The organism is Burkholderia sp. AU27893 (assembly GCF_002223205.1).
Taxonomy (GTDB): domain Bacteria; phylum Pseudomonadota; class Gammaproteobacteria; order Burkholderiales; family Burkholderiaceae; genus Burkholderia.
Genome location: NZ_NKFD01000001.1, coordinates 40,974 through 52,717 on the forward strand (window position 1 = coordinate 40,974; position 11,744 = coordinate 52,717).

Here is an 11,744-nt window from a genome sequence, read left to right on the forward strand (position 1 = left end):
GTCCGATGCGCCTCACAGCTTGCCGCTTCGTTCATCCAGTCACCGCACGCAGTGCATATCCTGCGCGGATCACAGTCGACGGACTGTGCTTATCCAAAGGTGTTAACAGAGTTCGTATACATACGTAGTGATAGTTAACAAACCCTGTGCCTCACTGTGGATAACGTCCCTAACCCCATGAATTCTCGACGGGAAGCAGAATGCATAACCCTGGGTGCGCGACGTGAACAGCTCCCGGCAGCACAGAACAACTTTTCGTCGATTCACAGCCGCGGCGACATATCCTCAATCGTTCCACTGTGAATCCAGAGGCTTGCCGGATGGTTATCCAGAGGGCAATGTGGATAACACCACAGCGCATCGACGCGTTTTGCTGTGATGCGAACAGGTGAAGCCAGCGTTCGCGGCATCGCCACGCAACATCGATCGTCGGCCCTCACGCACCTCGATTCAAAAAATTTTCACGAAGGGGCTTGTGCTCCTCAAAAACCCTCTCTATAATTCGCGGCTTCTTAGGCTCGTAGCTCAGTTGGTTAGAGCACCACCTTGACATGGTGGGGGTCGTTGGTTCGAATCCAATCGAGCCTACCAACGAACAAATGAAGGGGTCTGGCAGCACAACTTGCCTACAGGCAATGCGGCTCGCCAACATACAAACGCCACGCGGCAACATCGCGTGGCGTTTTTCTTTTTCCAGCCGAAACAACGCATGTCGCCCCGATGCGTTGCGCGATCCACGGCATCGCATCCTTCCTCGCCGACACTTCGATCCGCCATACAACGGCCACTGCGCCGCGCGTAGAATCGTGGGCGCATCGAAGCGGCGGTTCCGACCGTCTCCCGATCTCCAACACATCAAAACAACGACGCGCGATCCGCGCGACTGAGAGCACACGACCATGTCCGACGTCACGACCGCCACATCCTCCGCGAGCAACGACGAGATCGCCGCTTACGTCGGCAAGAAAGCAGCCTGGTTCGAAAGGAAGTGGGAGATCGCCGCATCGCGAAAGAACCGGCAGTCGTGGAACTGGGCCGCCTGTTTCCTCGGCCCGGTGTGGATGGCGTATCGCTGCATGTACTGGCAGGCGGCGGCCGTCCTTGGCGCGACGCTCGCGATCACGCTGGTCGAGCTGCTGTTCTTCCCGCGTTACTTCGAATCGGCCACGTTCGACCCGGTCACCATCGGGATCGCGGTCACGCTCGGCTGGTGCGGGAACAGCCTCTACAGGACGCACGTCGTTCGCCAGATCGAAAAACTGCGCCCGAGCGCGACGTCCCGCGAATCATTGCTCGCGCTGCTGGAAGCGCAGGGCGGCACGAACTGGCTCGCGGCAGCCGGTTTCGCGATCGCGACGCCGTTGCTGGGCTTCCTGATCTACATCGTGGCCGGGACGTATTGATCGCAGGAGCCGGCGGCCGGCAGCCGGTAAAGCAGGGCGGCAGGGCGAAGAAAAAGGCCGCATCGCGGCCGCGCATGCGCACAGCACCCGACGCGCGATCCCACCACCCTCAATGCAGATGCTTCAATTTGTCAGGATTCCGCACGACATAGATCGCGACGATTTTTCCGTCCTCGATCTCGAGCGCCGTGGTTTGCAGCTCGCCGTCCGCTTCCTGCGTAACGAAACCCGGCAGTCCGTTGATGAACCCCGTACGCACGAGCTTCGACGCATGCGTGGCGAACAGTCTGGCCAGGTACTCGTGCACCTTCATCACACGCTCGAAGCCGAGCACCGGTATGCCCGCGGCCGGGCGCTTGCCGCCGCCATCCGCGTGCAGGCTCACGTCCTCGGCGAGCATCGCGCCGAGCGCGCGCATGTCGCCGCTGCGTGACGCCGCAAAAAACGCCTCCGCCAATTCGATCCCGCGCTGCTTCTCGACATGGAAGCGCGGCCGCGCCTCGCGCACATGCGTGCGGGCCCGCGCAGCGAGCTGCCGGCACGCGGCCGGGTCACGCTGGATCGTCGTGGCCACTTCGTCGAACTCGAGGCCGAACACGTCGTGCAGCAGGAACGCCGCGCGTTCGAGCGGCGAGAGCCGTTCGAGCGCGAGCAGCAGCGGCAGCGTGACGTCTTCCTGTTCGTCTTCCTGGACGACCGGCTCGGGCAGCCACGGACCGACATAAGTCTCGCGCTGGTGCCGCGCGGACTTCAGCTGGTCGAGGCACATGCGCATCACCATGCGGCGCAGGAACGCTTCCGGCACGCGTACCTCGGCGCGGTCGACGTCCATCCAGCGGATGAACGCCTCCTGCACCATGTCCTCGGCATCCGCGACGGAACCGAGCATCCGGTACGCGACGCGGATCAGCGTGCGACGCAGCGGGTCGAAGCTCGCCGCCGCATCGGCCCGTGCTTCGGCGCTGCCGTTGGCCGGGTCGAGGTTCGGCATCAGGCCACCATCTTCGCGGCGGCGGCCTTTGCTTCGGCCGGTTCGATCCACAGCCCGAAGCCGACCGCGAGCCGGTTCCAGCCGTTGATCACGTTGATCATCAGCGTGAGTTTCACCTGTTCCTCCTGGCTGAAGTGGTCGTTCAGCGCCGCGTAGGCCGCTTCGTGTGCCGCGTGGCCCTCCGACAGTCGCGTGAGTGCGTCGGTCCAGCCGAGCGCCGCGCGTTCGCGGTCGGTGTAGCAGGGCGCTTCGTGCCACGCGGACAGCAGGTAGATGCGCTGCTCGGTCTCGCCTTGCTCGCGGGCTTCGGCCGCGTGCATGTTAATGCAGTTCGCGCATGCGTTGATCTGCGATGCGCGGATCTTGACCAGCTCGACCAGCGTCGGCTCGAGGCTCTGCGCGGCGGCGACCGAGACGGTCATCCAGTGCTTCATCAGCGCGGGTGCGGCGGCAAACGGGTTGAGTTTCGCAGTCATGGTCCGTCTCCTTTGGTGTGGGTTCCGGTGATATGACGAGCGAGCCCCCGCGTGTGTGACATCGACGCAAAATTTTTTTCGAAGCCGGTGAGCGGATCGGCGCGGAAGGCCGCGGGGGAAGAGCGGGCAGGGTGATCGTCGAACGCAACAAACGCGGCGAGCATGCTTCGCACCCAAATGCTGGTCAGACGATTTCGCATTCAAATCAGGGAGACGATCACGCCCGCGGCGTGCGTCGATCACAACGGCCGACGCGTGCCCCTCCGCATGCTCCTCGATACGTGCTGATGTCAGCAATTGGCAGGTGATCGGTTGCTTTCATTTACATTTATCTGCCGTTTCATCCGCATCTCGGTCAGCAACATTCACATTTCTGGCCCATACTGTTCTGCACGGGCAGATGAAGTGACGCCGCATCCGCGGCCCGGCGCGCGCGCCGGCTGCCCGACGACGCAGCAGCAGGTCGCACGTCAGCCGCGCGCATCACGCGCAAGGCTTTCCTTTTTCCGGCAACACGCAACGCAGCGAATCGCGACGTGGACGGTAAACCGATGAGCCTCCTTGCATCACAGCTTCAGCGCCGTTACCAGGACGTGCGCGCCCATAGCGTCGCGTTGACCGCGACGTTGTCCGCCGAGGATCAGGCCGTGCAGTCGATGCCCGACGCCAGCCCGACGAAATGGCACCTCGCGCATACGACCTGGTTCTTCGAAACCGTCGTGCTGATGCGACGCGTGCCCGGCTACGCGCCGTTCAACGCGGCCTTCCAGTTCCTCTTCAATTCCTATTACGAAGCGCTCGGCCCGCGCCATCCGAGGCCGCAACGCGGGCTGCTCACGCGCCCGTCGCTCGACGAGGTGCATGCGTACCGGCAGCACGTCGACGACGCGATGCTGCGCGCGCTGGCCGATGCCGATGCGGCGCTGCTCGAGACGATCGCGCCCGAGGTCGAACTCGGGCTGCATCACGAGCAGCAGCATCAGGAGCTGATCGTCACCGACATGCTGCACGCGTTCTCGTGCAACCCGCTGAAGCCGGCGTTCCGGCCGCGCAACGGGACGGACGCGGGCGCGATGGCCGCGGGCGACGCCGGCGCGCAGCACTGGCTGCATCAGCCGGGCGGGCTCGTCGAGATCGGCCACGACGGCGAGGCGTTCTCGTTCGACAACGAACGGCCGCGCCATACGGCGCTCGTGCGGCCGTACGAGATCGCGAGCCGCCTGGTGACGAATGCGGAATTCGCGGCGTTCGTCGCCGATGGCGGCTATACGCGCCCCGAGTTCTGGCTGTCGGACGGCTGGGCCACGGTGCAGCGGGAAGGGTGGCAAGGGCCCGCGTACTGGATGCCCGACGACGACGATGCGGCCGCCACGCGCGTACGGCGCACGTTCGGCCTGCACGGCGTCGAGCCGCTCGCCCCCGACGCGCCGGTGTGCCACGTGAGCTTCTACGAAGCGGCCGCGTATGCGGAATGGGCGGGCGCCCGCCTGCCGACCGAATTCGAATGGGAAGCCGCGTTCCCCGCCGAAGGCATCCGGCAGATGCTCGGGCACGTGTGGCAATGGACGCGCTCGTCCTACGAGCCGTATCCGGGCTTTCGGCCGCTCGTCGGGGTAGCGGCCGAATACAACGGCAAGTTCATGGTCGGCCAGCAAGTCCTGCGCGGCAGCAGCATCGCGACGCCGCCCGGACACGAACGGCCGACGTACCGCAATTTCTTTCCGCCGGCCGCGCGCTGGCAGTTCACGGGGGTGCGACTTGCGCGAGACGTCTGACCAGACGGCCACGAGCGGTGGCCAGCAACCCGCCCGCGATTCGCGGCCGAGCGCGTTCGAGCGCGACCTGATCGACGGGCTGTCGCGTACGCCGCGCAGCATTCCGCCGAAATACTTCTACGATGCGGCCGGCTCCACGCTGTTCGATCGCATCTGCGAGTTGCCCGAGTATTACCCGACCCGCACCGAGCTCAGCATCCTGCGCGATCGCGCGGCCGAGGTCGTGCGGCGCGTCGGCCCGCATGCGGAACTCGTCGAATTCGGCGCGGGCTCGCTCGAGAAGATCCGTGTGCTGCTCGACGCGTTCGCGGGCAACTATGCGAACGCGCCGGCGCGCTATGTGCCGGTCGACATCTCGGCCGACTACCTGCACGGCGCCGCCGCGCGGCTGCGTGCGGCCTATCCGTGGCTCGACGTCGCGCCGATCGCGGCCGATTACACGAAGGCCGAGCAACTGGTCGAGCTGACCGCGACACCGGCGCGGCGCATCGGCTTCTTTCCCGGTTCGACGATCGGCAACTTCACACCGGAAGAAGCCGATGCGTTCCTGCGCGATGCCGCGCGGCTGCTGCGTGGCGGCGGCTTGCTGGTCGGCGCGGACCTCGTGAAAGACGAGCGCACGCTGCACGACGCGTACAACGATGCGCAGGGCGTGACCGCGCAGTTCAACCTGAACCTGCTGGTGCGCGCGAATACCGAGCTTGGTGCGGATTTCAACGTCGACGCGTTCTCGCATTGCGCGTTTTACGACCCTGCGCGACAGCGTATCGAGATGCATCTCGTCAGCGACGTCGCGCAGACCGTGCACGTGCGCGGCCACGCATTCCGCTTCGACGCCGGCGAGCGCATCCACACGGAAAATTCGCACAAGTTCACGATCGACGGTTTCCATGCGATCGCACGCCGCGCCGGATTCGTGCCCGATACCGTGTGGACCGACACGGACAACCTGTTCAGCGTTCACTGGCTGCGCAGCGTCGACGATATCCGCGCGTGATGCGCGTGCTTGTGAACCGCTCGCGGATGGTGCGGGCGGTTCGCTTTCCGCGCTTTCGAATGCTCGCCTGCCCGTGCCGATCGCCCGGTTTCGTACCGAAAATCCCGTTTTTACCGACCCGATGCACCGCTGCAACGGTGTTTGGAATGCCGCCTCTTCCTTGTCCCGCAAGGCTTTGCGGGCGCCTGTAAACGTCCGTTACCTGTCTCGCATACCCGTTTCACCTGTGTCTGTGTCCGGTGCCTAGACTCCGAACCGTATTCACATGACGCACGACACGTGCAGGGAGTTGCGAGATGAACAAGAAACTCATTCTCGGTGCAGTTCTCGGTGTAGCGGCGCTGGCAGCTTCGGGCGTCGCCTCGGCCCACGTCGACCTGTCGGTCGGCATCGGCGTACCCACCTATGTGGCGCCGGCGCCCGTCTACGTGGCGCCGCCTCCGCCCGTCATGTACGCGCCGGTCGGCTATCGCGATGACGGTTGGCGCGGCGACGGCTGGCGTGAGCGCGAATGGCGCGAACACGAGTGGCGCCGCCGTGAATGGCGCGAGCACGAGTGGCGCGATCGCGGCGGCTGGCGTGGCGGCCGCTGGGATTGAGCGAAGCGGCTCGACTTGATCTCCACATGAGGAGAATGAAAACATGATGCCCATTCGACACATCAGGCTGTGTGCCACCGCGGCCGTCGTTGCGCTGGCCACCATCGGCAGCGCGCACGCGGCGGGCTGCATGAAGGGCGCGGTGGTCGGCGGTGTGGCCGGCCACTATGCGGGGCACCACGCGGTCGTCGGCGCGGTGGGCGGCTGTATCGTCGGCCACCACATGGCGAAGAAGCAGGCTCAGGAGCAGGCCGCGCAACACAGGGCCGCCGCGCAGGGCATGCAGCCGGCGCAGTAAGCGTCATCGTTGTCGGGGCGGCGCTGCGGCCGCCTGCCTCGACCGGCGCGCCCGGTGCGTGCCTCATGAAAAAAGGGCGGCTCATCGCCGCCCTTCGTCTTATTGCCCGGCGCTCGCCCGTGGCGTCGCAGGTTCGAACAACGCGTCCGCCTGCCTCACGCGCACGAAGCGCGCCGCGCCGTCGCCGTCCACCAGCGCCCGGAAATGCGCCTCGCCGCACGCGAGCTTCGCGCGCTCGTGCTCGCTCGGCACGTGGCCGTCCGCATTCGGCGTATCGACGACGAAGTACAGCCGTTCGCCGCCGTCCTGTTCCGCGAGCACCGCCCAGTCCGGGTGATAGCTGCCGAGCGGCGTCTGCACGCGGAACCAAGCAGGCAGCTTTGCATACAGCTTCACACCGTCGTGCGCCTCGAGCGCATCGGCGAACGCGCGCTCCGCGTCCGTCTCGCACACGACCGCCTCGTGGATCGACTTTTGCGCATCGGGCCGCAGGTTGCGCAGGTAGCCGGTCAGCGCTTCGCTCTCGAACGATTCGAGCGCATGCACATGGCGTTCGCCGAGCTTGCGGTACGCGATGCCCGCGACGAGCGCCTGGCGCTTGCAGCGGTTGATCGCATCGGCCGCGACCGCGATGAACTGCTGCGGATTCACGCGGAAATCCTCGAGCCGGCCGCTGTCGGCCAGGATCGTCGCGAGCGAACGGCGCGTGAGCTGCGTGCGGTCCTGCAGCTCGGTGAGCAGGTCGGGCAGCGGCAGCTCGCCTTCGTCGAGCAGCACCGTGCCGGCGCCGGCCACCTCGATCGCCTCGATGCCGGCCTTGCCGATGTCGATCTCGGCCTTGCGCCACTGCAGCCGTGCGCGCGCGATGTCCGGCGCGTCGTGCAGCGCGGCCGCGCAGTCACGCACGAGCTTCGCGTTGTCGAACTCGACGCGGTACACCGTGCGATGGCGGATGCGGTCCCACAACGCGCGGAAATCCTCGCCGAACACGACGGCCTTGCCCGACGCATCGCGCCGCAGCGCAATCGCACGGCGCTCGTCCGCGTTGCGCACCGCGAAGCGGCCCGACAGCTTGCGCAGCGTCGCGACGATCGGTGCGCGCAACATCTCGAACGCCTCCGGCAGCACCAGCGCGCTCTGGCGCAGCGCATCCTTCAGCCGGTCGAGCACCTTGCCCTGCGCGTCGACGTAGCCTTGCTCGTGCAGGTGGTTCCACAGCACGCGCGACAGCTCGACGCCGAGCGCATGCGCGGGCCCGTCGCCTTCCTGCACGGGCAGCGCCGCGAACTGGTGTTCCTCGACGATCCCGAAACGGATGCCCGTATCGGCCTCGATTTCCTTCTGCAGGTTCTCCGCGAACGACTCGTAGCGCTCGGTCGCGATCACGGTGAGCGTGTTCACGCTCGGATCGCGCACGCGTTCGCCGTCCTGGTCGACCGCGAGGCGCAGCCCGCGGCCGAGGGTCTGGCGGCGCTCGCGTTCGGTCTGGATGTCGCGCAGCGTGCAGATCTGGAACACGTTCGGGTTGTCCCAGCCTTCCTTCAGCGCCGAGTGCGAGAAGATGAACTTCAGCGGCGTGTCGAACGACAGCAGCGCTTCCTTCTCGCGCATGATCAGGCCGTACGCACGCTCCGCGTTCTCGCGGGCCGCGGCGCTGCTTTCGCTCGTGTCGGTCCAGCCGCCCTTGCGGTCGATCGAGAAGTAGCCGTTGTGCGCGCGGCCGACTTCGAGCGCGACGTCGACGCCGTCGAACAGCGCGCGGTAGGCCGGCACGCGTGCCGCACGTGCATATTCCTCTTCGAAGATCAGCGCGTAGTCGCCCTTCGCGGGCATGCCGTTCTCGTCGTAACGGCGATAGCGCTCGACCGAATCGACGAAGAACAGCGACAGCACCTTCACGCCGCGTTCGGCCAGGCGCAGTTCCTTGTCGAGATGTTCGCGGATCGTGCGGCGGATCATCTCGCGCTGCACGGCGAGCGTGTCGATGTCGCCGAACGCCTCGCCGAGCGACAGGAACGCCTCGCCTTCCGGATGGCGCAGCTCGACGTATTCGGCGCCCTTCACCGCATGGACTTCGCCGATCCGCAGCCCCGCGTACAGCGCGCGCTTGGTCAGGCGTTCGAGATCGTCGCCGTCGGTGGCCGACACGATCTGGCGCTTCACGCCGGCCGCCGTCGCGACGTCGAGCTCGATGCGCGCGCTGATCGCGCCGCGCCGGTTTGACACGCCGACGAGCCGCACATACGGCTTGTTGTGCGCATCCTCGACGATCGCCGATGCGATCTCGATCTGCTTGACCAGCTTGCGCTCGTACGCGTCGACCGCGTCGAGCCGGTACACCATGTGGTGACGGTCGACGTGCGTGGCCGAATAGCGCAGCGTGCAGAGCGGCGCCATCGCGGCGAGCGCTTCGCGGCCGCGGCCTTCGAGCCCGCCGTCGACGCTTTGCGGCTCGTCGACGATCACGATCGGCCGCGTCGCGCGGATCAGGTCGATCGGCTTCTCGCCGCCGGTCTTCTCGCTGTCCTTGTAGAGGTTGTTGATTTCCTTCTTGTTGATCGCCGCGACCGTCATCACCATGATCTGGATCGCCGCGCTCGCCGCGAAGTGGCGCACCTGGCCGAGCTTCGCGGAGTCGTACAGGAAGTAGTCGTACGGCACGCCCGCGTACAGCGCGCGGAAATGATCCTCGGTGATCGCGAGCGTCTTGTGCACGCCTTCCTTGATCGCGATCGACGGCACGACGATCACGAACTTCGTGAAGCCGTAGCGGCGGTTCAACTCGAAGATCGTGCGCAGGTACACGTAGGTCTTGCCGGTGCCGGTCTCCATCTCGACGGTGAAATCGCGCGAGCCGGGCTGGCCGGACGGCGGCAGCCCGCCGCGCAGCTGCACGTCGGCGAGGTTGCGCGCGAGCGCGTCGTCGGTCAGCGACAGCCGGTTGCCGACGCCTTGCTCCGACACCGCGAAGCCGAGCGAGCCTTGCGCGGCGGCCGTCGTGCCGGGTGCGGCGTTCGCGAGCACGCTGAAGTCGCCGCGATACGATTCCTGGCCGCGAAACAGGTCGCAGACGGCGTCGATCGCCTCGCGCTGGTAGTCGAGATCCGCTTCGAAATGCAGCCGCATCACAGGCTCCGCACGCGCTTCACGCCGTGCTGTTCGAGCAGCGCGGCGAGATTGAGCTTCGCGACGTCGTCGACGAAGCCGCTGTCGCGGAACAGGCACGTGACGTCGTGCGTCGTGCCGGTCGCATCGAGCAGGTCGACGATGCCGTCGGCCAGCGGCCCCGCGTCGTCGCGCGAAATGCGCGCATCGAAGCACGCGACGATCGCGCGGCCGATCAGGTGCACGGTCTTGCCCGCCACCTGGTGATGCTCGACCGGCGTGCACAGGTCGAGGCCGAGCTTCAGCGTCAGCTCGGCGAGCAGGTCGTCCTCGCTGCGGCCGGTCTTCACGTGCTCGACGGACGCGAAGAGCGCGTGGTCGAAGTCGTCGCGGCGCGGATCCCACTCGATCACGTTGGTCGTGTCGAGCCGGTACACGCGAAAGCCGAGGTCGCCATAGCTTTCCGGATAGTCGCGCGCGACCTGTTGCGCGGCGCGGCGCAGGCGCTCCTTCGTGATTTCGGCGAGCGTCAGCGGCTTCTTCAGCTTCGCGCAGAAGTCGGCGGCCGCCGTCTGCGTCTTGTCGCGCCGGTCGAGCGCCTCGGGCAGCTGCACGAGGATGTAGCGGCGCGCGCCGCCGTCGGTCGCGTTCACCTGCATCACCGCGTGGCCGGTCGAGCCGGAGCCGGCGAAGCAGTCGAGCACGATGTCGTCGCCGCGCGTGCACCAGCCGATCACGGCCGCCGCGAAATCGACCGGCTTGGGCAGGTCGAACGGGATGCCGAGCGTCTTCAGCAGCGCGTCGTCGGAGCCCGCGAACGGCAGCACCGACGGCACGTTCTCGTACATGTTCTCGTCGAGGTAGTAGATCCGCTGCGGCTGCGTGGTTTCATCCGGGCCGAATTCGATCTGGCCGCGCTCGAGCAGCGCCTGCATCGTCGCGGGCGGGTTGCGCCAGCCACGCGCCGGCATCGCGCACGGCTTGCCGGTAACCGGGTGGATCAGCGGCGTGAAATATTCGTCCGGCGCCTTCTTCTTGTTCGGCCAGGCCATCGACACGAGGCGGTACACGCGGCCTTCCGGCGACAATCGGTCGTACATCACCTCGCCGCCGGACAGGTTGGTCTGCGCCTTCATCCATGCGCGGTACGCCTTCTGCGCGTCCTTCGGGTTGCCGCTGCGGTACACGGCGTCGTGCGCGGCATCGAGCATGCGCTGCGCATTGCGCTTCGGGCGCTTGAGCGGCGCCTGTTCGAGCAGCGTCTCGGCATTGCGCGCGAACAGCACCAGCGATTCGTGCTGGTACGCGACGCCGCGCGCGTCGCCCTTCGGGTTGCGCTTGTCCCACACGGCCACGCCGAGCTCGTTCTCCTCGCCGAAGATCTCGCGCAGCATCAGCACGAGCGCATGCACTTCGTGCTCGTCGATGTGCACGGCGATCAGCCCTTCGTCGGACAGCAGCGCGTGCGCGAGCTTCAGGCGCGGATACATCATGTTCAGCCAGTCGGTGTGGAACCGGCCGTTCGCCTCGGTGTTGGTGCTGCGCTTCGCGCCGCCCTGGGTCTGCCCGGTCATCGCCAGGTAGTGGCGGATGCTGTCGCTGAAGTCGTCCGGATAGACGAAATCGCTGCCGGTGTTGTACGGCGGATCGATGTAGACGAGCTTCACCTTGCCTGCGTAACTCTTGTGCAGCAGCTTCATCACGTCGAGGTTGTCGCCCTCGATCACGAGATGGCGCGTGTCGTCCCACGCGACGCTGTCGTCGGGGCAGGGCCGCAGCGTGCCCGTCGACGGCGTGAGCGCGGCCTGGCGCGCGCTGCGCTTGCCGTGCCAGTGGAAGCCGTAGCGCTCTTCGGCGTCGCCGACCGTGCGGTCGCCGACCAGCGCCTTCAGCACGTCGACGTCGACCGACGCGCCGTCGGGGCCTTCGGTCACGAGTTCGGGGAACAGCGCCTTCAGGCGCGCGACGTTGTCGGCGGTGAAATCCGTCGACATCGCCTGCGGGCTGGCCGCATCGAGTTTCTGCATCGTCTTTTCCATCGGAGCCCGGCCGCGCGCGCCAGGACATCGGGCGCACTCACGGCAGCGGCGGCAACGGCCA

Annotated in this window: 9 protein-coding genes and 1 tRNA gene; 6 read left to right on the forward strand and 4 right to left on the reverse strand. The window is 66.6% G+C overall.

What is annotated here, in order from left to right; all coding sequences use genetic code 11:
- The first annotated feature begins 514 nt into the window (after positions 1 to 514).
- Positions 515 to 591 (forward strand) — tRNA-Val (locus tag CFB47_RS00150).
- Positions 592 to 899: 308 nt separating this feature from the next.
- Complete coding sequence (locus CFB47_RS00155; protein WP_089460219.1) at positions 900 to 1,403, forward strand: DUF2628 domain-containing protein; 504 nt, start codon at positions 900 to 902, stop codon at positions 1,401 to 1,403.
- 109 nt (positions 1,404 to 1,512) lie between these two features.
- Here CFB47_RS00155 and CFB47_RS00160 read toward each other — a convergent pair whose 3' ends face one another.
- Positions 1,513 to 2,394 carry a sigma-70 family RNA polymerase sigma factor gene (locus tag CFB47_RS00160; protein WP_089460220.1) on the reverse strand — a complete coding sequence of 294 codons (882 nt, stop codon included), beginning with the start codon at positions 2,392 to 2,394 and terminating at the stop codon, positions 1,513 to 1,515.
- Positions 2,394 to 2,870, reverse strand: coding sequence for a carboxymuconolactone decarboxylase family protein (locus CFB47_RS00165; protein WP_089460221.1), 477 nt, complete (start codon positions 2,868 to 2,870; stop codon positions 2,394 to 2,396). Before CFB47_RS00165 ends, CFB47_RS00160 begins: the two co-directional genes overlap by 1 nt.
- 551 nt (positions 2,871 to 3,421) lie before the next feature.
- On the opposite strand from CFB47_RS00165, the gene egtB reads away from it, so the two are divergent.
- From egtB to CFB47_RS00185, 4 genes are all read left to right on the forward strand, one after another.
- The gene (gene egtB, locus CFB47_RS00170; protein WP_089460222.1) at positions 3,422 to 4,645 is read left to right on the forward strand and encodes an ergothioneine biosynthesis protein EgtB; all 1,224 of its coding nucleotides are present in this window, start codon (positions 3,422 to 3,424) and stop codon (positions 4,643 to 4,645) included.
- On the forward strand, positions 4,629 to 5,642 hold the full coding sequence (gene egtD / locus CFB47_RS00175; protein WP_089460223.1) for an L-histidine N(alpha)-methyltransferase: 1,014 nt from the start codon (positions 4,629 to 4,631) through the stop codon (positions 5,640 to 5,642). The genes egtB and egtD overlap by 17 nt, the downstream gene beginning before the upstream one ends.
- Positions 5,643 to 5,938: 296 nt before the next feature.
- Positions 5,939 to 6,241, forward strand: a complete 303-nt coding sequence (locus CFB47_RS00180) for a hypothetical protein (RefSeq protein ID WP_089438874.1) — start codon at positions 5,939 to 5,941, stop codon at positions 6,239 to 6,241.
- Positions 6,242 to 6,284: 43 nt separating this feature from the next.
- The gene (locus CFB47_RS00185; protein ID WP_089438875.1) at positions 6,285 to 6,539 is read left to right on the forward strand and encodes a hypothetical protein; all 255 of its coding nucleotides are present in this window, start codon (positions 6,285 to 6,287) and stop codon (positions 6,537 to 6,539) included.
- A 99-nt stretch (positions 6,540 to 6,638) separates the two neighbouring features.
- Here CFB47_RS00185 and CFB47_RS00190 read toward each other — a convergent pair whose 3' ends face one another.
- Both CFB47_RS00190 and CFB47_RS00195 read right to left on the reverse strand, forming a co-directional pair.
- The gene (locus CFB47_RS00190) at positions 6,639 to 9,665 is read right to left on the reverse strand and encodes a type III restriction-modification system endonuclease (protein ID WP_089460224.1); all 3,027 of its coding nucleotides are present in this window, start codon (positions 9,663 to 9,665) and stop codon (positions 6,639 to 6,641) included.
- A complete protein-coding gene (locus CFB47_RS00195) occupies positions 9,665 to 11,683 on the reverse strand; it encodes a site-specific DNA-methyltransferase (protein WP_089460225.1) in 2,019 nt (672 codons plus the stop codon). The genes CFB47_RS00190 and CFB47_RS00195 overlap by 1 nt, the downstream gene beginning before the upstream one ends.
- Positions 11,684 to 11,744 lie beyond the last annotated feature (61 nt).